Raw genomic sequence first — 25521 nt, forward strand, 5'->3', positions numbered from 1 at the left:
TCTTTTTCTATATGGAAATCAGCTCATACTGGGCACTTCCAAGTCCTATTTTAACTGCGTGCTCAATGGAAGACTCCCAGTTTGTATTGGGATGAGTGTCTTTAAAATGATCGTGATGATGGCTTCCATGTTTTTCCAGAATACTTCCTGCCATAACTGGCTGTCTGTTAACTGCGTCGGCACAGGCAACATCCAGCGCAACGGGATCAAAAGAAGCGAACATGCCCACATCTGGTATGATCGGGATGTCATTTTCTGAATGGCAGTCACAATAAGGGGAAACATCCATCACAAGGCTGATATGAAAGTGGGGGCGGTCCTTTAAGACTGCCTGGGTGTATTCCGCTATTTTGCAGTTTAGAATATCGTTGGATTCATCACAATCTGATTCGATGGCATCGACTGGACAAACACCGATGCAGCGGCCGCAGCTGACACATTTACTGCTGTCAATGAATGCTTTTTTATTTTGAAAAGAGAAGGCATCGTGAGCACAGTTTTTTTCGCAGGCATGACAGCCGATGCATGATTCTTCTGTTACATGAGGTTTCCCGGCGTTATGCATCTCCATCTTTCCGGCTCTGGATCCGCAGCCCATTCCAATGTTTTTTAATGTTCCGCCAAAGCCTGTGCTTTCATGACCTTTAAAATGAGTGAGAGATATGAAAATATCAGCATCCATGACAGCCCGTCCGATTTTAGCTTCTTTAATGTATTCCCCGTCTATGGGAACCAGAATTTCATCTGTTCCCTTCAGACCATCGGCAATCAGAACATGGCAGCCGGTGGAGAAGGGGGAAAATCCATTTTCATAGGCAGTATCCAGATGATCCAGGGCGTTCTTTCTGCTTCCTACGTATAAAGTGTTGCAATCAGTTAAAAACGGTTTACCGCCGCCTTCTTTAATTAAGTCAACCACTACCTTCGCATAATTAGGACGCAAAAATGATAAGTTGCCCAGTTCTCCAAAATGAATCTTTACTGCAGCATATTTATTCTGGAAATGAATGTGCTCGGTCATTCCGGCTGTTTTAATGAGCCGGGCAAGCTTTTGAGGAAGGTTTTCACGGAAAGTGGTATGAAAATTTGTGTAATAAACCTTAGATTTTTCCATAGATGGTCTCCTTTTGATAATTTTTATTATTATGCTATTATACTGTAAATAAAAGGGGATTTCAATCAGACTTATCTGTGGCTGCCGGTTCATTTCCAGACTCTTGCAAGATAACCGGCCAGGCGGTATAATAGGAACCATGTAAGGAAACGTGGAGGTACAAAAGATGGGTTATATCAAAAAAATGCTACGGATTATTTTTGGAAGGACGATGTTTGCAGTTGCTTCACTTGTGATACAAATTCTTGTTCTGGCCGCAGCATTCCGCTTTCTGAGCTATTATCTGGCGTATTTTTATGGTGCTGTTACGTTGCTCAGTGCGCTGGTTATTATTTATATATTAAATAAAGAAGACAATCCCAGTTTTAAAATGAGCTGGATGATTCCTGTAACAGCGGTGCCGGTTTTTGGTACGTTTTTCTATATGATGGCAGAGCTGCAGATTATTGAACGCTTTATGGAAAAGAAGTTAATATCCAGTATGAATGAGACGGAGTGCTATCTGGAGCAGAACTTAAAGGTATCAGAGCAATTATCCAGAGTCAGCAGAAGAAATGCAAATCTGGCTCATTATATCAAAAAATCCGGACATTATCCGGCATATGGAAATACCAATGCACAATACTTTCCTTCTGGAGAGGCAATGTTTGAAGCCATGAAACGGGAAATGGCGGCTGCAAAGAGATTTATTTTTCTGGAGTTTTTTATTATTGAGAGAGGGGAGATGTGGGATTGCATACTGGAACTGCTGGAAACGAAAAGCAGGGAAGGGGTAGAAGTGAGAATTATGTATGATGGCATGGGTTCTTTCACGTTTCTTCCTCATAATTATATTAAAATTCTTAAGGAAAAGGGGTTAATGGCAAAAGTATTTTCCCCAATCAGACCGGTTCTATCCAGTTACCAGAATAACAGGGATCATAGAAAAATTCTTGTGGTGGACGGACATACTGCATTTACAGGAGGAATAAATCTGGCAGATGAATACATCAACAGAAAAGTTCGGTTTGGTCATTGGAAAGACACGGGTATTATGCTGAAAGGAGATGCCGTAACCAGCTTTACCATGATGTTTCTTCAAATGTGGAATATATCTGAAAAAGAACCGGAAAAATACGATAATTATTTAAGAGATCCGGAGTATTTTTACCCCCTGGAGCTTAATATGGAGGGATTTGTGATTCCTTACGGAGACAGTCCGTTTGATACGGAGGCAGTTGGAAAAGAGATTTACCTTGACATCATTAATAATGCCAGACAATATGTGCATATTATGACTCCCTATCTGATCCTTGATTATGAGATGGTTAAATCGCTCACATTTGCAGCGAAAAGAGGAGTGGATGTCTCCATTATTCTTCCTCATATCCCAGATAAAAAATACGCGTTTCTGCTTGCTAAATCACATTATGGGGAACTGATCAGGTCAGGAGTTAAAATATGGGAATATACACCGGGATTCATGCATGCAAAAGTATTTACAAGTGATGATACAAAGGCAGCAGTAGGAACAATCAATTTGGACTTCAGAAGTTTGTATCTTCACTTTGAATGCGGAACGTATCTGTACCGGAATGAGGTAATCCGGGAGGTTGAACGGGATTTCCAGGAAACGTTGTCCTTATGCAGAAGAATTTCTTTGGAAGATATACCAAATGATCCATGGTATGAGAGATTTGCAGGGCGTGCACTCAGGTTATTTGCACCGCTTATGTGACAAAAAAGCGCCGGAATGAAAACCGGCGCTTTTCATGTTTTAATGGATAAACTAAAGCGAAACTTCAAGGATTATCATATGAGCTTTAACTGGAGTGTCACCGAAGAATACTGTCTGACCGGTTGTGTTAATAATTTGCACAGTTGCGGGGATCGCACCTACGGTTACCAGAGCGGATCCATTCAGCTGGCCTGTTACAATCGGTGAGTCAGCAACAGTACCTCCGCTGCCATTTACCTGAGTAGTAAATTCAACATAAGTGGAAGGTCCTGCACCATCTGTAGAAATCCACCAGGATACATAATATACTCCAGTGGCATTAATGGTTGCGACACCTGTAGTGGTATCATAAGCAATATTGAGACTTTGGTCAATCAGTACTGTATCAAAAATAACGGGACTGCCGTCTGCTACAGAAGTTCCTGTACTAAGCTGTACTTCGATACCTCTTAACTGCGCGGCTGCTCCAGAAGGTCCGGTAGGTCCGGTAGGCCCAGTAGCGCCAGTAGCGCCAGTAGCGCCGGTAGGTCCGGTAGGTCCGGTAGCACCGGTAGCACCGGTAGCGCCAGTAGGTCCGGTAGGTCCGGTAGCGCCAGTAGCGCCAGTAGCGCCGGTAGGTCCGGTAGGTCCGGTAGCACCGGTAGCGCCAGTAGCGCCAGTAGGCCCGGTAGGTCCGGTAGCGCCAGTAGCGCCGGTAGCACCAGTAGGTCCGGTAGGTCCGGTAGGTCCGGTAGGTCCGGTAGCGCCGGTAGCACCGGTAGCGCCAGTAGGTCCGGTAGGCCCGGTAGGTCCGGTAGCGCCAGTAGCACCAGTAGCACCGGTAGCGCCAGTAGGCCCGGTAGGTCCGGTAGGTCCGGTAGCGCCAGTAGCGCCGGTAGCGCCAGTAGCGCCAGTAGCGCCAGTAGGTCCGGTAGGCCCGACAGGTCCTATTGGTCCGGTAGGTCCGGTAGGTCCGGTAGGTCCGGCAGGCCCAGCAGCGCCGGTGGCGCCGGTAGCGCCGGTAGGTCCGGTAGGTCCGGTAGCGCCAGTTGCGCCAGTAGCGCCGGTAGGCCCGGTAGGTCCGGTAGCGCCGGTAGCGCCGGTAGCACCGGTAGCGCCAGTAGGCCCGGTAGGTCCGGTAGCACCAGTAGCGCCGGTAGCGCCTACAGGTCCGGTAGGCCCGGTAGGCCCGGTAGGTCCGGTAGCACCGGTAGCGCCAGTAGCACCGGTAGGCCCGGTAGGCCCGATAGGACCGGTAGGTCCGGTAGGTCCATCAGGTCCTGGAATTCCCTGTGGTCCGGTAGGTCCGGTAGGTCCAGGACAGCCTCTGGGACCCTGTGGTCCGGTAGGTCCAGGACAGCCTCTGGGACCCTGTGGTCCTCTGGGTCCCTGCGGTCCGCAACAGCAGCGATTATTATCCCAATCTCTACAATCATTCATAGTTATTTCCTCCTGCCAACGTGTAGCATTCTTATAGTTCGGAAACTATATTATAAAGGGCTTATACACACCTTTATAACATATCATATGTATCTATCCTTCAGTTTGTTAGAATTTAATTCAGCTGTTTGATTGTTTTACACGATTTGGGTGAAGAATTCCGGTTGTCCCAATTGAGAGAAATGAGCCTGACAATGTTAAGAAAATGGATTTGCAGAGTGTTTGTTTCCAACAGAAAAAAACTCCTTTTTAGCAGGTGCTTTACGCTGAATCTTTACCAAAAAGGAGTAAAAAGCATCATTTTTTTGAATGGAGGTTTCGTATAAAAAACAACTTTTATATCATGCGTTATAAACAGCTTTTCTGATTGCTTCAATCAAAGAATATAATCCAAGCTCATTACAGTCATTAATCAATCCTTTTTTAATAAATTCACTAAAAGACTGCTTAATTCCTTCATTATCGCTAAATTGCGTTAGCATGATCGTATTTTCAATAAGCTCCAAAGTGTCCTTATCATCAGTGCTTTTATCGGCATATTTAGCAAGTAATTTTTGAAGATCAATGATTACCGGGCTGGTTTCTTTTACTGACTGTACATTAATTATTTCTTTCGTGATGGGTTTTTCTTCAACTTCTAAAGTAATTTCATCTATTTTACCATCACCGCTAAAATCTATATTTATATCAGAGTAACCCTCTTTTTTTGCTAAATGGTCAATAATTAGTTCGTATACCTGCTGAGTAAAATCTTCATTATTGGAAGCAAAAGAAAAAATTATTCCTGTATTTATCTCAATATTAATATCTTTAATATCCTTTCTTTTCAAGTACCATGCTATCCAAACCAGGAGGCAGGTGATGAGGATAATCAGCAAAATGATGCGGACTGCCTGATTAAAGCCAGATAAAGCTATAAAAAATAAAATTATATATAAATGTACCGGTAATTGATCTTTAAAACAGTTTCCAACCCATATTCGGGAAATATTGGGAATTTGAATCATATTGTCTTCCCATTTAAAAGTATTTTTATTTATATTAATCATGGAATTCTTGAATCTTTTCATGGTATGATTTATCATAATTCTCCTTTCTGGTTTTTATTGTTATCCTCAATGAGAGATGCGAATAGAACCGGGTTTGTAACTATGATGGTGCCAGTGGTGTCAAAACCCATAACTTCCATATATACGATATAATTACAGCATTTACATTTCGACGGATTACAATCACAGGCTGTGAATGCTAGTATATTAGTTTCTGTTGCCAGCACATTTCTGGCATAAACATAATTTGCACTGACAGGAATCTTCGTTAACTGGCAGGCCTCCTGTCTGACCAGCTGAAAACGAAGATGCAGTCTGGCACTGATTGTTTCAATATTACAGGAGAAATTAAAATATATGATATAATTTCTGTAAGTGGAGGTATCCAGGTTTATTGATGCTACGATATATGTAGCGCCCCTTTCGGAACTGTCAGGTAGAATAATTCCTCCTAATTCAGAACTCTTTAACAGAACATCATCAGCAGCAGAATATTTTACAGGGCGCTCATGATTGCTTTTCGGATATTGCCGGCTGTCATATGTTTTTGTATGGGCAGGCTGAGGATTTTTATTGAACGTTCTGTTATATGACATGTTTCGACGGAAAGGCATACCGAAAAAGCAGTTATACATGGCGATAGCTCCTTATATGAATGTTCATAGATAGAGTATTCGGCCGGTAAGACCAAATGCTCTATCTATGAAGAAAGTCAGTTCATGCAACTATTTGCAAATAATACGGCCCTGCTTCCTGCTGTTTCTCAGGTTTTATTAATAACATTCGTTATCTACAATGAGTGCTGCAAGAGTTGCATTGTTAATGGCGGTTACGCCAACTGAAGCAACACCAGCTACGGTAGCAACTACGCTGTAAGTGCAGCAATCATCGCTACAGAAATCGCAGTCGCAGACAAAGAAGCTAAAAGTATTGCTGTCTGTAATCGCAACGGCCCGTGAGAATGTCCAGATTGGTCCTACCGGAAGAGCAGTAATCTGATTTTTACACTGCTTAAACAACTGGAAATTGAGAGTTATGACAGCAGCGGTGGTTATGACATTGCTCGCAAATTCAAATTTGATACAAGGTCTTTTTAAATATTTAGTATCTACAGTAACAGAAGCTAAAGTAAAGGTAGAACCGGCAGCTGTTAATGCTGGAAGAGACACGCCTCCCGGGCTGCCGCACTTTAAGATTGTCCGGTTGGGTTTAAGAAACTTTTTGGGCCGTTCACATGAGCAGCCGCAATTGCACGAATAGTCCTGAATTTCATCTCCATCATATTCGCTTGTTCTGATATCTTGATCATTCATGATGTGACCTCCATTTTACTTGATAATTAAGGCTTTCTAATTATACCGTCATGGTATACTACATTATATTAGAGAGAAAAAAATATGCTACACTTTTACTGAAAATTTTATATGCCACTAGTTTTAAGATTCAGGTTCGAACAGCAGAAGCTTTTGGGGTAAAATAAAAAAATGAGCAGATAACAATGAAAAAACAGAGTCATTGTTATCTGCTCATGAAACATGTCCTTATTCTTTTGAAGTATCATCTTGTCCTGATCCAGACGTATTAGTAATCTTTGATAGCAGGACGACAATTAAGGTTAAAATTCCAATTACTAGAAATATAGAAGCCATGCCTTTTCCCATGATCTCTAAAGCGTATATCACGTTTTGCGTATTCATATCGTACTCCTTTCAGTTAAGCCATATTCTTAAGTATCTGGCTTACAATATTAATAACAACTCCTCCTGCAACAACTGAGCCAATCTGTCCTGCCACATTTGCGCTGATGGCATGCATTAAAAGATGGTTTGTGGGATCTTCCTTAAGTCCCATCTTTTGAATAACACGGGCTGACATGGGGAAAGCAGAAATTCCGGCAGCCCCAATCATTGGATTGATTTTGTTTTTCAGGAACAGATTCAGAAATTTGGCAAATAGAACACCGCCGATTGAGTCAAATACAAATGCAACCAGCCCAAGCAGCATAATCAGTAAGGTTTTGGCATTTACAAAGGCTTCCGCCTGCATACTGAAGGAGATTGTAATACCAAGCAGCAAAGTGATCAGGTTTGCAAGCGTGTTTTGTGCGGTATCTGATAAGCTTCCCAGACAGCCGCACTCCCTGATTAAATTTCCAAACATCAGGAAGCCTACCAGCGCAACAGACTGAGGTGCAATGAGACCTGAGACCATGGTAACAATGATCGGAAACAAAATTCTGGTTAATTTCGTTACAGATGCCGGATTGTATTCCATCCGTATCATACGTTCCTTTTTCGTTGTAACAAGTCTGACAGCGAAAGGTTGTACAATTGGCACCAGCGCCATATAAGAATACGCAGCAACAGCGATTGCGCCCATGTACCGGGAATGCATGATCTGGGAAACCAGAATGGAGGTAGGACCATCGGCAGCGCCGATTATACCGATTGCGGCGGCATCATTTAAATCAAAGTTGAAAAGCACTGCCAGTAAGATCGTAAAAAAGATACCAAACTGCGCTGCACCACCGAAGAGAAACATTTTTGGATTGGATAGCAGGGGACCAAAATCGATCATGGCTCCGATTCCGATAAACAAAAGAATAGGCAAAGCTTCCGAAGACTCAATGGTAGTTTCAAACAGCCATTGTATAATTCCGTTTACGTCACCCACTCCTTCAATTGTCTGATTAAGTACACCAGATAAGGGCAGGTTAACAAGAATGGCTCCGAAACCCATGGGCAGAAGCAGGGCGGGTTCAAAACCTTTGGCTATGGCAAGATAGATTAATAAACCTCCGATTCCATACATAACCAACTGCTGCCAAGTAATTGCTGCAACACCTGACAATAAAAACTCCATAATAAAAATCCTCCTTAGCTTGGTTTGTTTGAATATATTTGCCTCTGCATGTGTCTTTGTCTGAATCGATAATGTAATTTGTAAATATATTCTTAAATTTGTAAAATAAAGATAAAAATAAACAGTTTAATCTTAAACTATTACTATTATTGATGTCAATGTGTTCTTGCATTTTCTCTGTTAATGATTGGTTAATATTGCATAATTTTCCTTACCTTTCATTTATTTAGGTGATAAAAGACCGCTTCATCTGCCTTCATGAGACAGGTGAAGCGGTCTGAAATTATTCAATCGTCAATACGAAATCGTTTGTATCCATTGTCACCAGAACCCGGTAGATATCATGCTTCCATGTTGTTTTTAACCGATCATCCGTTATGGGAATACATTCCTTTTTCATGTGGGAGCAGCCAGTTACGGTCAGGCTCCCCAGATTTCCAATGATGATCCGGTTTCCCTCTATTATTGGTTCCTCATAAAACATCAGGGATAATACCGGCTGTAAGAGAGCTCCCTCGTAATGATCTTTTATTACAATCTGTCCGCCTTTTTCCAAAACGGCACTTCTCTGATAAGAATGGATGCGATCGTCGGGGTAGGCGTCAGCAATGTCCATTGTGATGCTGCAGACAGAGGAACCAAGCTCATATGAGACGTTTTTCGCGGCATAAGAAGCTCCGTCTTTTTGAATGATTTCAGTATCTCCATCCAGGAAAGAGGGAAGATTATGATAACGGGACTGCATTGTCCATATTTCATACCTCTCCGGTGAAAATGTCTTTTTGGTATAAGTTTCTACGCCTACATCAATCAGAAGAGGCCTGCCGTTTTTATAAATGGTAAAGCTGCCGGTATCATTGTGATTGTGGCTGTCATCGTTATCACCCGCTTTAACTGCCAGGCACCGTTGTTCATCCCTGGCGATGAAGATTCCAACGCTTTCGTACCAGAAGTCCTTATGTCTGATGGAAGGATTTTTGTCAAAAGCCTGCATTTCCGCATGTGTGAAAACGGTCTGGAGCCGGTAGAATAAATTATGTTCACTGACATCCAAGGGATCTTCGCTGTTCTGATAATCGGAAGCGGAAAAAGCCATCAGTTCCTGATTTTTCGTCCGTTTGCCGAATAAAAATTCCCTGGCGCCGCAGCGGCCGGCAACAGGAGAACAGTCTGCAAAATTTACATAATAGATACCGTCGATATGAACATTTAAGATGTATGCGGCAATGTTCCTGATTTTTTCATTTAAGTATACGGGTTCAAAAGAATTATCCGTGATGCCGTTTAACAGCTCCAGACAATTAAACAGGCATAATCCTGCATGGCGGTAATACTGGGCTCCTTCATCACAACAGCCATCTTCTCCGTATTCATCCAGAAAATAATCCATGCTCCGGCATGCTTTATCAAGAATCTGTCTCTTCCCCGGTTCATCAGTCTCTCTTGTAAAAGCAGAGAGAAGAACATTCTGGGTGCACCATACCGTCCAGTTATTCATATGGCTCTTCCCGTCTCCCATCCACCAGAAGTGTTCATTGAGATAAGGAGTAAAGATCCGTTCTTCCAGATTTTTATTAATCATTGCTGATAGAAACGGGCTTATTTGAAGAAGCTCCCGGCGAAGAAGATATTCAGCCATGGAAAGGACTGCTCCGGTTTCAGCAGCAAATAAATCGATGACAGGACGGGTTACGTCAGGAAGGATGAATTGAGGCGTATCGCGGATATAAGAGTTGTGGGCAGGGAGCTGCCACGCATTTTCTTCACAGATTAAATAAAGTCCGTTGATGATATCGTCAAGGAAACGCCCTTTATATTCTGCACATTCGGCCAGAACCAGCGAATTTAAGGCTGTCCGTCTTAAAAACATCTTATCCTGAAAATGACTTCGGTTTCCTGTCCTTGAAAATTCCATGAAATCAGTCGCAGTAAGAGATGGATAATCGAAATGAAGATATTCTTCTCCGTTTTTGATCAGGCGGGATCTTAAATCCTCTGGCAGAGATTCCCAGGCCTCCCGCTGTGAAGCAGGAAAGAATGGGTTAAAGCAGGATATGGGTTTGTTTAAGTGTTGAAAGATTTCTGTAATCATGATGTATTCTCCTTATTTTTCCTCAGGATCCAGGGTATTTTGCTGAATAAAGTCCCTGGGAGAGTATCCTGTGACTTTTTTAAATACTTTGCTGAAATAAAAGGCGCTTTCAAAGCCTAACTGGTCAGCGACTTCGTAAATCTTCATGTCCTGCTCCAGCAGAAGCGACTTTGCTTTATTGATCTTTGCCTGGGCAATGTATTCGGAAAATCCCAGCTGGCAGTTCTTTTTAAACAGGATGCTTAAATAATTGGGACTTAGACCAAATACTCCGGCCACCTCATTTAAGCTGAGCTTTTCCGCAACGTGATTGTGAATGTATTTTTGCACGTTTGTAATAACATGGGCCTTATAGGTTTTTCGTTTGGATCTTAAGATCTCACATAAGCCGTCACGAAGCACAGTCATCCATTCCACGATCTGTTCCACATTGCTGAAGCGGTAGATCGAACGGTAGCCGTCGCTGTAGGAAGAGAAAATCTCTGCCATATTTGCCTCTCCGTCAGGCAGCAGGGACAATGCCAGATAGAGTATATTGCAGGCACCATCGGCAGCCTGGGAAAAACGCAGGGGATGGGCTTCAAACAGTTCTATAATCTCTGTTAAAGTGCGGGAGAGAACATCTGTATCAAATTCATTAAATGCTTTTGTAATTTCCACTTTAAAGACAGAAATATTAAAAGCGTTCCGTATGGAATCCGTATCACTGCTGTTAAAAAAAATAATGGACTGGGAGCGGTCCATCCGGCCAAAAGCCTGGCGGGCCTCCTGATATGATTCGCTGATTTTTAATGGCTGGGAAAAGGGGGAACCCACACCAGTGGAAAGGGTGACATTAAAATAATTGTTCACCATTTCTGAAGCATTGGAAAAGGCATTTTTAACGGTCTCATCCTGATAAGCATCCATGGAATCAAGATGAAATACCACCGCGAAATGCTTCATATCCAGAGATACCACATAGGCGGGCAGATGCTTGGTTATAATTTCTCTTGCCATCTGGAGCGTGCTGTTATAAAGATTCATCAGCTTACTGTATTCCATATCCCCATGGTTGTTTTCCTGTATTTCACAAAATGCTGCGAAGTAGCAATTCTCAGTAAAACTCAGCTTTAAATCCTTTGACTGAAGTTCGAACTGCTCCTCACTGTCAAATAAATTATGAAGGAGCCGCATGAAAAATTTTTCATAATAGCTTTGAAGCAGGGGACGGCCTGATTCCTTATATTCTATGGAAACCCGGAGACTTTCCAGCCGTGAAAGAGCCTTTTGTACGGATTCCAGCAGGGATCCGGCATTCAGCTCCAGTTTGATTAAATAATCCACCGCCTCGTAGGACATTGCTTCTTTGATCAGCTGGAATTCCTCATAGCTGGTGAGGAAAATAAACAAAGGGATCTTACCGAATTTATCCCGGCAGGTCTTTGCAAGATCCAGACCGTTCATGATAGGCATGCGGATATCAGTGATGACGATTTCCGGCGAATATTCTTCAATTAAGTCCAGAGCATTCTGGCCATTTACTGCAGTTCCACAGATTTCAATTCCGTAATCTACCCAGTTTAACATGGATTTTATTCCAATCTGAACGAGAGGTTCATCATCCACGATTAATAATTTTGTCATATCTGTTACCTTTCTGCCGATTGATTTTCTGTGCGCAGCACGTAAGGAAGCCGAATGGTCATGGTGGTAAACTCACCCTCCCGGCTTGTGATTGTGATTCCGTATTCTGGCCCGAAATCATATTGAATCCGTTTGTTTACATTGCTGATTCCTACGTGCCGGAAAAATTCTGTTTTATTATGAGAATCCGTATCTTCCCGGAGAACTTTATGAATCATTTCTTCAGACATTCCGATTCCGTTGTCAGTTACACGGATCATCAGAGCTTTTTTTCCTGCAGCATCAGTTGCTTCAGCCGATACAATGATCCTGCCTGCCGCTCCGGTAGGTTCGATTCCGTGGAAGAGGGCGTTTTCAATGATGGGCTGGAGAGAGAACCGGTGAATCTGGCAGTCGTAAAGCTCATCGGATTCTATCTGATATTCAATTGTTACACTGCCGCCATAGCGATACTGCTGTATCAGAAAATAGTCCTTTATAAGATCCAGCTCTTCCCTTAACGTAATCATGGAAGCGGTCCCCTTTGATACATTTTTTAGAAGCCGGGCAAGAGCAGTTGTCATATCTGCAATACCTCCCGCATTTTGTATGGTCGCCATCCACTTGATGGAATTCAGTGTATTATAAAGAAAATGAGGATTGATCTGACTTTGAAGAATCTGGTATTCCAAATCTTTTTTCTGTTTCTCATCTGAAACCCGTTTTTCCATGAGCATGAGAATATTGCCGGACATTGTGTTGATGCCTCGTCCGATCTGACCCAGTTCATGATTCCATTCAATGGTATTGTCTTTTGAAAAATCACCGGTTGAAATGCTGTCTATCTTATTGCTAAGCTTATGGATGGGGTCCATAATGAAGCGGTTTAAAAGGATTGCAAGCAGAATTCCCAATGAGACGATAAAAACACAGATTCCGATAATTAACAGTGTATATAAATATTTCTGCTGTTTAAACTGCTGTTCTGATAAAACCTGTGTGATGCTCCAGCCATCGATCCCCTCTATGGGCCGTTCTACCAGGATCCGCGTATCCCCGTTATTCATGGCGGCAGTTTGAATCAGGGTTCCTGTGGATAGAGAATCTTTTTTTCCCGGTTCTTTTACAATCTCATATGGTTTTTCCGTTTCCACCAGGGTGTTTGACTGAAAACGATATGTTTTGTTTCCAATATTAATAAAAAGCAGGCTGTCCTCCGGAAGGGGATAGGAAGACAGATAATCGGTAAATAGTCTGGTTGATATTTCAACATAGGTCCAGCCGATAATTTCTGAGCTGAATTCATTGTAAACAGGCCGTACTATGGGGATAAACTGATCTCTGCTGATACTGGAAAACGGATCATGTACCAGGCCGATCCACTCAAAATCCTCTGCATCAAAAAGAGGACGGAAAAAATCCTCCTGGCTGATAATTTTGGCAGCGTAAGGGGAGGAGGTGCTGACTGAGGAAGCCATCTGCAAAAAGTTGTTTTCGTTTGTAGAAGAGACAATAACTCTTGACATATATTCGTTAGGCCTGGTATTGTAATATTCTTCTTTAAAACGGTTGTGGGTGGAAAGAGCCATGGGACGCATATTACTGGAATCCTTTGAAGCGGTGGGAAGCTTTGGCAGATCTTTAAATGCCTCTAAATAGTCCAGTATAATTCCATTAGAACAGCACCATTTGCTGAAGTAAATGATGTCCTTCATATCAGCAGTTATGTTATTACTTACAACCTGAAGACTGAATTCTGCGGACTGGACCTGGTTTTTTCTGAGAAACGACTGGAACACCGAGAAACAGACCGTAGTTGTAAGGACTGTGATAAGCAGCGTAACAGCCGCCGTCAGAATCATGATTTTACCCCGTATTGTTTTGGGAATCAGCGTTTTCAACATGATAAAAACCAGTCCTTTCTATAATAAGTGCATTTTACTACAACGTTGCCATTTTTTAAGTTAGCCTATTTCCTGTTAAATGTCAATGAAAAGAACCGTGATATTTTTATAAAAACAGGTCAATATGTATACAAAAGATAAATTTTACTGTTTATCTTAAAATAATACATGTTTTAGAAATACAGAATTAAATTGTGAATAAATAGTGAATATTTTCTTAGATAATTTCCATTCTTAAAAAGATGGTCAGAGCGCTATAATAGACACATAGTAAATCACAAGGGGTTTACTGAAAACAATTTCAAATCAGGAGGGAATACAATGAAAAAAAGAGCACTTAGCCTTGCGCTTGCCTGCACCATGGCAGTTACTGCACTTGCAGGATGCAGCGGCGGTTCCAAAGAAACCACAGCTGCAGCAACGGAAGGAACCAAAGCGGAGACAAAGGCAGCAGAGACGACAGCCTCAGCAGGAGGACAGACAACACTTAAATGGTCCGTATGGGATATCAGTTCCACTACTTATTATCAGCCACTGATCGATGCATTTGAAAAGGCACATCCGGATGTTAAAATCGAGATGGTGGATCTTGGCTCTACCGATTATCAGACAGTTCTGGCAACCGAGCTTACAGGAAGCGGTTCTGACTTTGACGTGGTAACTGTAAAGGATGTTCCAGGATACATGACTCTGGTAAACAAAGGTGTATTAGAGCCGTTAGACAGCTACATTGAGTCTTCCAAAGTGGATTTAGCCCAGTATAAAGGCCTTACCGATCAGATTAAGGTTGAAAATAAATTATATGAGCTTCCATTCCGCAACGATTTCTGGGTGCTGTTCTATAATAAAGATATCTTTGATAAGGCAGGCGTTGCTTACCCAACCAACGATATGACATTTGAACAGTATGATAAGCTGGCAAGAAGCTTAACGGTAGACACACCAGGACAGGAAGTATACGGTGCACATTATCATACATGGAGATCTGCAGTACAGCTGTTTGGTGTACTTGACGGAAAAAATACCATTATTGACGGAAAATATGATTTCTTAAAACCTTACTATGATATGGTATTAAAAGAGCAGGAAGACGGCGTATGCCAGGATTATGCTACTTTAAAGACCAGCGGACTTCACTACTCCGGTGCATTTGCACAGGGTAACATCGCTATGATGAACATGGGTACCTGGTTTATTTCTACCTTAATGGAAAAGATCCGTACCGGTGAATATACAGACTGCACCAACTGGGGAATTGTGAAATATCCTCATGCAGAAGGCGTAGAGCCAGGATCCACACTTGCTACCATTACCTCTCTTGCAATTCCTTCCAATGCACCTCATAAGGATCTTGCATGGGAATTCATTAACTTTGTAAGCGGAAAAGACGGAGCAGAGATTCTTGCTTCTACCGGAACCATTCCGGCTGTTATGAACAGCACAGTGGCAGACCTTGTATCCAGTGCAGACGGATTCCCCAAGGCAGACGGAACCAGCGTTGAGGCTCTTAACACTTCCAAGCTGTACTTAGAGATGCCTGTTAATCCAAAGAGCTCTGAAATCGAAACTGTATTAAATGAAGCACATGATGCAATCATGACAGGAAGTATTACTGCAGATGACGGCATTGCCCAGATGAATGAAAAGATCGGCGCAATTCTTGGCAAGTAAAGCAGCGTGGTAACAAAAACAGGCGGGCAGCATATAACGGCCCGCCTTATTTAAAAACTTCTGATTTGATATTGACGGATCACAACTGGAAAAGGAGGATAAGCCGTTTTATTTGGCTTTTAAGACAGACTATGGCTAAGACAATAACAGAAGCGCAAAAACAGGAAAAAATCGCGGCTTTACATGAGAAACGGGATGCACTCAGTCTTTTGTTAAAAGATGCAAAACGTACCCATGAGCGCGACAGGCTGATTGCGAAAATCGAAACAATAGATGAGAAAATTAAGAAGATAAGGACAGGAGAGATCCTTACCAGACAGGAAAAAAGAAATTTAATTGCCTATTCTTTTATCGCTCCCAACTTTATCGGATTTGCCATCTTCACACTGGGACCCATTATCTTTGCATTTGTGCTGGCATTTATGAGCTGGGATGGAAACAGCCCCATGAAGTTTGCCGGGCTTAATAACTTTATTGATATGTTTGGAAATAAAAGATTTCAATCCTCCTTTGTGAATACCATTGTATACTGTATTGCTACGGTACCTCTGACTCTGGCCAGTGCACTGGGTCTGGCAGTGGTTTTAAACCAGAAAATAAAGGGGAGAAATTTTTTCCGGACTGTGGGATTCTTTCCCTATGTAGCCTCTCTGGTTGCAGTGGCAGCCGTGTGGAATATGCTCTTTAGTCCCCAGAAAAGCGGACCAGTCAATATGATTTTATACTATCTGGGCGTACATGCAAAAAATCTGCCAAAATGGTCGGCAGATCCCCACTGGGTCATGTTTACCATTGTGCTCTTTAGCGTATGGAAGAATATGGGTTACTATATGGTAATTTATCTTGCAGGACTTCAGGGAATAAACGCAGAGCTTTATGAAGCTGCCGGACTTGACGGCTGTAATTCCTGGCAGAGGTTCCGCTATATCACCTGGCCCCAGCTTCAGCCTACCACATTTTTTGTTACGATTATTCTGACCATTAACTGCTTTAAGGTTTATGATATTGTATATATGCTTGCAGGCGGTTCTAACGGTGTGGTAAGCTCGCAGGCAATGGTTTTAGTTTACCATATTTACGAGGAAGCATTCCGTAACTGGAATTTAGGTTATTCCAGTGCAGTTGCAATTGTGCTGTTCTTAATGGTTCTTGCCATCACCCTGGTTCAGTTCCACGGTGAGAAAAAATATGCAAACTAGAAGAAGGAGGATAAAACATGAAAGTAAAAAGCACAAATTATAAAATCAGCAGATCCCTCCTGTATGTGGTTTTGCTCATTCTTACAGCAATTATGCTGATTCCATTTGCATGGATGCTCTCGGCTTCATTAAAGCTTGATAAGGACGTATTTATCTTTCCAATCCAGTGGATTCCTGAAAATCCCCGGTGGATGAATTATATTGATATCTGGACGAAAATCCCTCTTATGACCTTTGTTGGAAATACGGTTAAGATCACACTGATTGTGACATTTCTCCAGCTTTTAACCAGCAGCTTTGCTGCCTATGCTTTTGCAAAGCTGAAATTTAAGTACAATGATACCCTGTTTATGGCCTATATTGCCACCATCGCTGTTCCGTGGCAGGTTTACATGGTTCCCCAGTTCATGATGATGAGAAGTTTCGGGCTGAATGATTCCCATCTGGCGATTATTTTCCTTCAGGCGTTTTCTGCTTTCGGAGTATTCATGATGAGACAGTTTTATCAGGGAATTCCTGACGAATTGTGTGAAGCAGCAAGAATTGACGGTATGTCTGAGTATCAGATTTATTCAAAAATCATGCTTCCTCTGTCAAAACCGGCGCTTTCAACCCTGACGATCTTTACCTTTGTAAATACCTGGAACGACTTTTTAGGACCTTTGATTTATTTGAAAACAGAATCCAAGAAGACACTCCAGTTAGGATTAAAAATGTTTATCAGCCAGTACAGTTCCGAATTCGGACTGATTATGGCAGCTTCGGTGCTTTCCCTAATTCCGGTATTAATCGTATTTCTTTCCCTGCAGAAATATTTTGTAGAAGGAATTGCAGCTACTGGTGTGAAAGGATAAACAATGGAAATAATAAAAAATTTCGTGGACAATATCCATAATGATGATTATAAAAGAAACTATGAATTCCCCGTTATACAAGGGGAATCCATGGTGTTTCCCGGAGGAAGAAGAACCCAGTCACTGAACGGAGAATGGAACTTTTCTGTAGACCAGTACGATAACTGCTTAAGAGCCAAATGGTTTCTTAAACAGGATACAAATGACGAAGGTCGTAGCATTCCTCTTGATTATGCGTTTGATGACTGGGATAAAATCAAAGTGCCGGGAGTATGGAATCTTGCAAAACCGGAATATTTTTATTACGAGGGACCGGCGGTATACAGCCGCCGGTTTTATTTGGAAGAAGAGAACAAAGGGCGTGTGTTCTTACAGTTCGGTGCAGTTTCCTATGAAGCCAGAATATTTTTGAATGGAACATTTCTGGGAGTCCACAAAGGAGGTTCCACTCCGTTTTTCATAGAGATAACCGCTCATTTAAAAACTGAAAACAGATTAATCCTGGTGGCGGATAATACGAGAAGAAAAGAACAGATTCCCAGTGAAAATACCGACTGGTTCTTATATGGCGGAATTTACCGGGGAGTTTCTCTTCTTTTTGTACCCGATGTCCATATTAAAAATATGAGGGTAAATCTCACCAACAGAGAAACTGCAGCGATTGAAGTATCGGCTCTTATTGACGGAAACAAAAATCATATAGACGAAACTGTGACTTTTTCCATACCAGAACTTGGTTTAGAAGAAACGTTTCCCGTGAATGCAGATGGTACCTGTACCAGGACTGTAAATACAGATGGATTATCCCTTTGGAGTCCTGAGAATCCAAAACGCTATCAAGTATTTCTGACATTGAAAGAAAAGGAAGAAGTTAAGGATGAGGTAACCGATGACATCGGCTTTCGGACCATAGAAACAAAGGGCAGAAAGATACTGTTAAACGGAAAACAGATATTTTTAAGAGGAGCCTGTCTCCACGAGGAAACCGAGGATCATGGAAAGGCGGTGACAAAAGAGGAAATCAGGGAAGCGATTCAGAGAGCGAAAAAGATGAACTGCAATTTCCTTCGTCTTGCTCATTACCCCCACACGGAGTGGGCTTCTGAAATCGCGGATGAGGAAGGAATTCTTCTTTGGGAAGAGATCCCTGTTTACTGGTGGATTGATTTTTCAAATCCACAGACCCTTAATGATGCCAGAAACCAGCTTTCGGAATTAATCTTACGGGACTTTAACAGGGCCAGTGTTATCATCTGGTCAGTAGGAAATGAGAACCCGGATACAGATGCCAGATACCATTTTATGAAGGAACTGGCACAGACAGCTAAAAAGAAGGACCCTTTCCGTCTGATTTCAGCTGCCTGTCTGGTGGACAGCGTGAATTTAAGAATTGCTGACCGGCTGGAGAATCATCTGGATGTCATCGGATTTAATGAGTATTACGGCTGGTATGATCCTGATTATGGAAAACTGACAGAAATTCTTAACGGCTCCCAACCGGAAAAACCGGTTATAATCAGTGAATTCGGAGCGGATGGGTATCAGACTGAAAATAAATCCGGGAAATATGTCCGGGGATCTGAGGAAGAGCAGGAAGAGATATATAAAAGACAGGTGGAGCTGTTTGGAAAAACGGAATATATTCAGGGCACCGCACCCTGGATTCTTTATGATTACCGGACTCCCAAGAGGCTTGGTGCATATCAGAAAGGCTATAACATCAAGGGCCTGGTGACTGCGGACAGGAAGAGAGAAAAGCCTGCCTTTACAGTTATGAAAAATTTCTATGAGGAGGTTAGGAAAAATGAAAGAAACAACAAAGAAACTGTTTGAGAGTAAACCGGAGCTGACAGCAGATGAGCGCCGCAAAGCCCTGGATTTTGCTGTTGGACAGCTGAAAGATAATTTAAATGAGTTTACCCACTCCTTTAAAAAGGCATACAGCGAAGACGGCTTTTACAAGCCTACCCCCAATGTAAACTGGACTACCGGTTTCTGGACCGGGCAGCTGTGGCTTGCCTATGAGTGGAGCAGGGATGAGGCGTTTTCCAAAGCCGGCAGCATTCAGGCGGAAAGCTTTTTAAAGCGGATTGAAGATAAGGTGGAAGTAGACCATCATGATATGGGATTTCTATATTCCCCATCCTGTGTGGCAGCCTGGAAGCTTAAGGGAGATGAGACTGGGAAGAAAGCGGCAGTCATGGCGGCAGATCAGCTGATCAGCCGTTTTCAGCCGGTAGGAGAGTTTATCCAGGCCTGGGGTCCCATGAACCAGCCGGAAAATTACCGTTTTATCATTGACTGCCTGTTAAACCTGCCTCTTCTTTACTGGGCATCAGAGGAAACAAATGATACTCGGTACAGAGAAATTGCAGAAAAGCATATTCACACAGCCATTGCCAATGTCATCAGAGAAGATTATTCCACCTGGCACACCTTCTTTATGAATATGGAAACAGGCGGGCCTGATCACGGTGCAACGTGCCAGGGATACCGGGATGGGTCTGCCTGGGCAAGAGGGCAGGCATGGGGCGTATACGGCTGCGCTTTGGCATACCGCTATACAAAAAGAGAAGAATATGTGGAAGATTTCAAGCATGTGACAGGATATTTCCTTGACCATCTTCCTGAAGATTTAGTGCCTTACTGGGATCTGGAATTTACAGATGGATCAGGCGAGCCAAAAGATTCTTCTTCTGCTTCCATTGCAGCCTGCGGAATGCTTGAAATGGCAAAATACTTACCGGAGCCGGAAGCGGTTTATTATAGTTCCATAGCAAAGAAAATCATGGAATCAGTCGTGGCTGGTTATGCAGTAAAAGACGGAGCAGAATCCAACGGACTGGTGCTTCACAGCACATATTCCAAGAAATCACCATATAATACCTGCACTCCGGAGGGCGTAGATGAATGCAACATCTGGGGAGATTATTTCTATTTAGAAGCGCTTATCCGTCTGTCCGTAGACTGGAATCCATACTGGTAAGCAATCATTTGATGAAACGAGGCGAATGTTCATGAAGCTTGAAACAAAAGAGGATTACAGGCAGCTGATGTTTCAGCTGTTAGATCCATTAAAACCATTATACAGCAAGGGCTGTGCCAGACTGCACTTAGGGGACAGCGGTGTTACTTATCCTGAAGTCAGTATGGAGATGGAGGCCTTCTCCCGTCCATTATGGGCCCTGGTTCCGCTGTGGCTTGGGGGAGGAAAAGGCTTTGAAGAAATTTATGTAAATGGTTTAAGAAATGGTACTGATCCATTACACTGCGAATACTGGGGCGGTTTTAATGACTACGACCAGAGGTTTGTAGAAATGGCTGCCATAGCAAGCGGCCTGATCTTTACTCCCGAAAAGCTTTGGGAGCCATTGGAAGAAAGAGAAAAAGACAATCTTGCAAAATGGCTGTATGGAATCAATGAGCATATCATACCGGACTGTAACTGGCAGTTTTTCATGATTCTTGTAAACGTTGCTCTTCAGAAGCTGGGGTATCCATACAGCAAAGAAAAACTGATATCAGGTCTGGATAAAATCGAAAGCTATTATATTGGAGAAGGCTGGTACCGGGATGGAGGGTCCAGTCAGAAGGATTACTACATTTCCTTTGCCATGCATTATTATGGGCTTTTGTATTCTGCAGCAATGGAAGATGAAGATCCGAAGCGGTGCATTCAATTTAAAGAGCGGGCAAAGATTTTTGCCGGAGATTTTATTTACTGGTTTGATGAAAATGGCGCTGCACTTCCTTTTGGAAGAAGTCTTGCCTACCGTTTTGGAGAAGCTGCATTCTGGTCCGCCTATTTATTTGCAGGACTTGACGATATCCCGGCAGGAGTAATAAAAGGAATTTTATCCCGTCATTTAAACTGGTGGCTGGATCAGAAAATCTTTGACCGGGATGGAGTACTGACTATCGGATATTCTTATCCCAATCTCATCATGGGAGAGCGTTACAATGCACCCGGTTCACCATATTGGGGAATGAAGACTCTTTTGTGTCTGGGTCTTCCCGATAATCATCCCTTCTGGACTGCAAAAGCGGAACCTCTGCCCAGGCTCGACAGCAAAAAAGCGTTAAAGCAGGCTGACATGCTGATGCAGCGGATCGGTGGGGATGTGATCGCATATGCTGCAGGCGTCTGTGAAAAATACGGTCATGGACATGTACCGGAGAAATATTCCAAGTTTGCCTACTCCACCCGTTTCGGTTTCTCTGTAGCCAGGAGCCAGATTATCCTTCATGAAAATGCCCCTGATTCTTCTCTGGCGTTTGTGATAGACGGTGATGATTATGTCTTTGTGAGAAAATACAGTGACCGGTATGAAGTTTTAGATGACAGGGTAATCAGCAGCTGGCATCCATTTCCGGGAATATCCGTTACCACAACCATTATACCGAAGGAATATGGTCATTTGAGAATACATGAGATTGAAAGCCAGTATGACTGTACTGCCTATGACTGCGGATTCTCCGTTAAGAAATTTACAGCAGAATATGAACAGAAGGCAGCAGGGACAGCGGCTGTTGTATCAAATGAGGAGCAGAGCTGTCAGGTGACAGGGAATGGTCCCAGTGCGGCAGGGTATATTATTGAATCTGACCCTAATACCAATGTGCTTTATCCAAATGCAGCGATTCCTGCAGTGTCTTATCGGATAAAAAGAGGAGAGACAGTAAGGCTTGAAACACAGGTGGAAAGCTCTGTCCGCTAGCGAAACCAGCTTATTTTACAAGGGCGAAGAAGATGTGGATAAAGAACAGCTTCTTCGCCCTCATTGTCATCCTTAGGAACTGATTATGACCCAGCGAAAGAATAAAAAATACAATAGATTCTTTTACTGACGTGGATTATAATAGATTTAATGTTTTTTATAGAAGGAGGGGTTTTTAATGGAAGAAAAAACCGCAAAACTGGAATGGCTGAATGATCCTGAAGTATTTTCTGTAAACCGGATCGCGGCTCATTCCGATCACGAATATTATGAGACAGAAAATGATGCATCAGAAGGTAATATGAGACTTTGCCAGCCGCTTAATGGAATATGGCAGTTTTCCTATGCAGAGAAACCGAAAGAGAGAGTAAAGGAATTTTATCAAAAAGATTTTAGCGCAGATAAGTTTGATACAATTGTGGTTCCCGGACATATAGAACTGCAGGGATTTGGCAGATGCCAGTATATTAATACCATGTATCCATGGGATGGAGTTTCTGATTTAAGACCTCCATTTACAGATCCGGATAATAACCCGGTAGGAAGCTATTTAAGGGAGTTTGAACTGGAAAACGCATTAAAAAATAAACGACTTTTCCTCTCGTTTCAGGGAGTGGAAACCGCTTTTTACGTGTGGCTGAACGGAGTTTTTATCGGTTATTCAGAGGATTCCTTTACTCCATCGGAATTTGAGATTACCCATGCAGTCTGTGAAGGGACCAACCGCCTTGCAGTGGAGGTATATAAAAGAAGCAGTGCGAGCTGGATTGAGGATCAGGATTTTTTCCGTTTTTCCGGTATATTCCGTGATGTCTATTTATATGCAGTTCCTTGCTGCCATGTAAGGGACTTATTTGTGCACGCAGATGTTTCGGATGACTATAAGGATGGACTTTTACGGGCAGAGCTAAACCTTACAGGGGAAGTAAAAGGAAGTGTCAGCGCTGTTTTAAAGGACAGGGACGGGAAAGATGTACTGTCTTTTGATGCCCGGCCTGCGAATGCTGATACAGAGATTAGCGGCTGTGTGCCGGGAGCCCGTTTATGGAACGGGGAGGATCCTTATCTTTACGAATTATGGGTTTCGTTATTTGACGAGAACGGTCAGTTAATAGAGATAATTCCCCAAAAAGTGGGTTTCCGCAGGTTTGAAATGGTAAACCGTGTTATGCATCTGAATGGAAAACGGATCGTATTTCGCGGAATTAACCGCCATGAGTTCAATGTCAGAAGGGGACGTGCCATTACGAAAGAAGATATGCTGTGGGACATCCGTTTTTTAAAACAGCATAACATCAATGCAGTCCGTACCTGTCATTATCCTGATCAGAGCCTGTGGTATAAACTGTGTGATGAATACGGTATTTATTTAATTGATGAGGCGAATTTGGAAAGCCATGGTTCCTGGCAGAAGATGGGCGCCTGTGAGCCCTCGTGGAATGTACCGGGAAGTCTGCCTGAATGGAAAGAATGCGTGGTGGACCGTGCAAAATCCATGCTGGAGCGGGATAAAAACCATCCCAGTGTACTCATCTGGTCCTGCGGCAATGAATCCTATGCAGGAGAGGATATTCTGGCCATGTCGGAATTCTTCCGAAAAAGAGATCCTGTCAGGCTGGTTCACTACGAAGGTGTTTTCTGGAACAGGGAGTTTGACCGGATCAGTGACATGGAAAGCCGCATGTATTCAAAACCCGATGAAGTGGAGGCTTATCTTAATGATGATCCCAGAAAGCCGTTTATATTGTGCGAATATATGCATGCCATGGGCAATTCCCTTGGCGGAATGCATAAATATACGGAGCTGGAAGACCGCCATGAGATGTACCAGGGTGGTTTTATCTGGGACTATATTGACCAGTCTCTGATGAAAAAGGATGCGTACGGAGAAGAGCATATGACATACGGGGGTGATTTTGATGACCGCCCCACGGATTACAGTTTCTGCGGTGACGGGATTGTTTACGCAGACCGTACAGCCTCTCCCAAAGCCCAGGAGGTGAAATATCTCTATCAGAATCTTCGTCTGACACCGGATGAAAACGGAGTAAGTATTGAAAACCGCAGGCTGTTTGTGAATACCTCGGACTACGAATTTGTTTATACTGTATTAAAAAACGGGGACCCCATATTCCAGAAGCGGTTTGAAGCTGTTGTTGAACCATTAATGACCGCATATATCACGGTTGAAATGCCGGAATGGAAAGATGCAGGGGAGTACGTCTATCAGGTGTCAGCAGTCTTAAAAGAAGATACTTTATGGGCTGATTCCGGTTTTGAAACTGCCTTCGGAGAGAGCGTCCGGGTGATCCGGGGAGAGACGTTACCTGGAAGCAAAAAATCAATGAATGTAATTTACGGAGATGTAAATATTGGTGTATCAGGAGAAGGTTTCCGAATTCTCTTTTCCAGACAGGAAGGAAGTATTGTTTCCATTGTTTATGACGGAAAAGAATGGGTGGGAAGACCTGTTATGCCTGTTTACTGGAGAGCAACTACCGACAATGATAAAGGAAATAAATTCTCCGTTAAAAGTTCCATGTGGTCAGGCGCGGGCAGATTCCCTTCTTACAGAAGTGAGAACTGCAAAGTGGAAGAAAAAGAAGACTGCATTAAAGTTACCTATACCTATCAGCTGTCTGTTGTTCCGGAGGCCGAAACAGAGGTCACCTATGAAGTGAATTCAACCGGTATCATCCGTGTAAGAGCTGTATTTCATGGAAAAGAGGGACTGCCCCAGCTTCCTGCTTTTGGAATGAGGCTGATCACTCCGGCTGCAGTCAGGCAGTTTACCTGGTATGGCAGAGGGCCGGAAGAAAATTACTGTGACAGGAAGGAAGGCGCCAGACTGGGGATCTATAAAGATACCCCTGAGGGAAATGTATCGCCTTATCTCGTTCCCCAGGAATGCGGTAACAGGACCGGAGTACGCTGGCTGAAGGTCTCTGACAGAAAGGGAAATTCCATCGGTTTCCGGGCTGCTGGTGCGCCGTTTGATGCGTCGGTTCTACCTTATACAGCGGAGGAACTGGAGATGGCCACTCATAACGAAGAACTTCCGGCTCCAAGATATACGGTGATCAGTATATTTGGAGCTATGAGAGGCGTAGGCGGAGATGACAGCTGGGGGGCACCGGTTCATCCGGAATACTGTGTAAGTGCACAAGAGGATCTGGTGACGGAATTTATCATAGAAAGAATGAATATGGAAGAATACGATGAGTATCATTTTTCTTAAAATATGACATACAGTTGTCCTGTTATACGTAGTATAATCCTTAAAAACAGGTGCCAGAGCAGTAAAAAGAAAGGAGTTT

At 43.0% G+C, this 25521-nt stretch carries 18 protein-coding genes; 8 read left to right on the top strand and 10 right to left on the bottom strand.

The window, feature by feature from the left end; all coding sequences use genetic code 11:
• Positions 1–7 precede the first annotated feature (7 nt).
• Positions 8–1114 carry a DUF362 domain-containing protein gene (locus V7D18_RS13720; RefSeq protein WP_426154836.1) on the bottom strand — a complete coding sequence of 369 codons (1107 nt, stop codon included), beginning with the start codon at positions 1112–1114 and terminating at the stop codon, positions 8–10.
• Positions 1115–1280: 166 nt separating this feature from the next.
• Here V7D18_RS13720 and cls point away from each other — a divergent pair, with 166 nt between their 5' ends.
• Positions 1281–2831 (top strand): cardiolipin synthase, encoded by a 1551-nt coding sequence (cls, locus tag V7D18_RS13725; RefSeq protein WP_426154837.1) that lies wholly within the window; start codon positions 1281–1283, stop codon positions 2829–2831.
• Positions 2832–2882: 51 nt separating this feature from the next.
• Here cls and V7D18_RS13730 read toward each other — a convergent pair whose 3' ends face one another.
• From V7D18_RS13730 to V7D18_RS13770, 9 genes are all read right to left on the bottom strand, one after another.
• Positions 2883–4250: a hypothetical protein gene (locus V7D18_RS13730; protein ID WP_426154838.1), complete on the bottom strand. Its 1368-nt coding sequence runs from the start codon at positions 4248–4250 to the stop codon at positions 2883–2885.
• A 341-nt stretch (positions 4251–4591) separates the two neighbouring features.
• Positions 4592–5335, bottom strand: coding sequence for a hypothetical protein (locus V7D18_RS13735; RefSeq protein ID WP_426154839.1), 744 nt, complete (start codon positions 5333–5335; stop codon positions 4592–4594).
• Complete coding sequence (locus V7D18_RS13740) at positions 5332–5934, bottom strand: DUF4489 domain-containing protein (RefSeq protein ID WP_426154840.1); 603 nt, start codon at positions 5932–5934, stop codon at positions 5332–5334. The genes V7D18_RS13735 and V7D18_RS13740 overlap by 4 nt, the downstream gene beginning before the upstream one ends.
• 138 nt (positions 5935–6072) lie before the next feature.
• Positions 6073–6612 carry a DUF4489 domain-containing protein gene (locus V7D18_RS13745; protein ID WP_426154841.1) on the bottom strand — a complete coding sequence of 180 codons (540 nt, stop codon included), beginning with the start codon at positions 6610–6612 and terminating at the stop codon, positions 6073–6075.
• Positions 6613–6840: 228 nt separating this feature from the next.
• Entirely contained in the window at positions 6841–6996 is a 156-nt protein-coding gene (locus V7D18_RS13750; RefSeq protein ID WP_426154842.1) for an OadG-related small transporter subunit, read from the bottom strand.
• Positions 6997–7012: 16 nt separating this feature from the next.
• Positions 7013–8161, bottom strand: a complete 1149-nt coding sequence (locus V7D18_RS13755) for a sodium ion-translocating decarboxylase subunit beta (RefSeq protein WP_426154843.1) — start codon at positions 8159–8161, stop codon at positions 7013–7015.
• Positions 8162–8444: 283 nt separating this feature from the next.
• The gene (locus V7D18_RS13760; protein ID WP_426154844.1) at positions 8445–10253 is read right to left on the bottom strand and encodes a heparinase II/III domain-containing protein; all 1809 of its coding nucleotides are present in this window, start codon (positions 10251–10253) and stop codon (positions 8445–8447) included.
• Positions 10254–10265: 12 nt separating this feature from the next.
• Positions 10266–11879, bottom strand: coding sequence for a response regulator (locus V7D18_RS13765; RefSeq protein WP_426154845.1), 1614 nt, complete (start codon positions 11877–11879; stop codon positions 10266–10268).
• Positions 11880–11884: 5 nt separating this feature from the next.
• Complete coding sequence (locus V7D18_RS13770; RefSeq protein ID WP_426154846.1) at positions 11885–13762, bottom strand: sensor histidine kinase; 1878 nt, start codon at positions 13760–13762, stop codon at positions 11885–11887.
• Positions 13763–14083: 321 nt separating this feature from the next.
• On the opposite strand from V7D18_RS13770, the gene V7D18_RS13775 reads away from it, so the two are divergent.
• The 7 genes from V7D18_RS13775 (at position 14084) to V7D18_RS13805 (ending at position 25442) form a co-directional block, all read left to right on the top strand.
• Positions 14084–15433, top strand: coding sequence for an ABC transporter substrate-binding protein (locus V7D18_RS13775; RefSeq protein WP_426154847.1), 1350 nt, complete (start codon positions 14084–14086; stop codon positions 15431–15433).
• A gap of 131 nt (positions 15434–15564) precedes the next feature.
• A complete protein-coding gene (locus V7D18_RS13780) occupies positions 15565–16632 on the top strand; it encodes a carbohydrate ABC transporter permease (RefSeq protein WP_426154848.1) in 1068 nt (355 codons plus the stop codon).
• A 17-nt stretch (positions 16633–16649) separates the two neighbouring features.
• On the top strand, positions 16650–17486 hold the full coding sequence (locus tag V7D18_RS13785; protein ID WP_426154849.1) for a carbohydrate ABC transporter permease: 837 nt from the start codon (positions 16650–16652) through the stop codon (positions 17484–17486).
• A gap of 3 nt (positions 17487–17489) precedes the next feature.
• Complete coding sequence (locus V7D18_RS13790) at positions 17490–19319, top strand: glycoside hydrolase family 2 protein (RefSeq protein WP_426154850.1); 1830 nt, start codon at positions 17490–17492, stop codon at positions 19317–19319.
• Entirely contained in the window at positions 19291–20472 is a 1182-nt protein-coding gene (locus V7D18_RS13795; RefSeq protein ID WP_426154851.1) for a glycoside hydrolase family 88 protein, read from the top strand. The genes V7D18_RS13790 and V7D18_RS13795 overlap by 29 nt, the downstream gene beginning before the upstream one ends.
• Before the next feature lie 31 nt (positions 20473–20503).
• Positions 20504–22204: a DUF2264 domain-containing protein gene (locus tag V7D18_RS13800; protein ID WP_426154852.1), complete on the top strand. Its 1701-nt coding sequence runs from the start codon at positions 20504–20506 to the stop codon at positions 22202–22204.
• 178 nt (positions 22205–22382) lie between these two features.
• The gene (locus V7D18_RS13805; RefSeq protein ID WP_426154853.1) at positions 22383–25442 is read left to right on the top strand and encodes a glycoside hydrolase family 2 TIM barrel-domain containing protein; all 3060 of its coding nucleotides are present in this window, start codon (positions 22383–22385) and stop codon (positions 25440–25442) included.
• The last annotated feature ends 79 nt before the right edge of the window (positions 25443–25521 follow it).

It is taken from the genome of Lacrimispora sp. 38-1, from assembly GCF_049890855.1.
In the GTDB taxonomy this organism is placed as follows: domain Bacteria; phylum Bacillota; class Clostridia; order Lachnospirales; family Lachnospiraceae; genus Lacrimispora.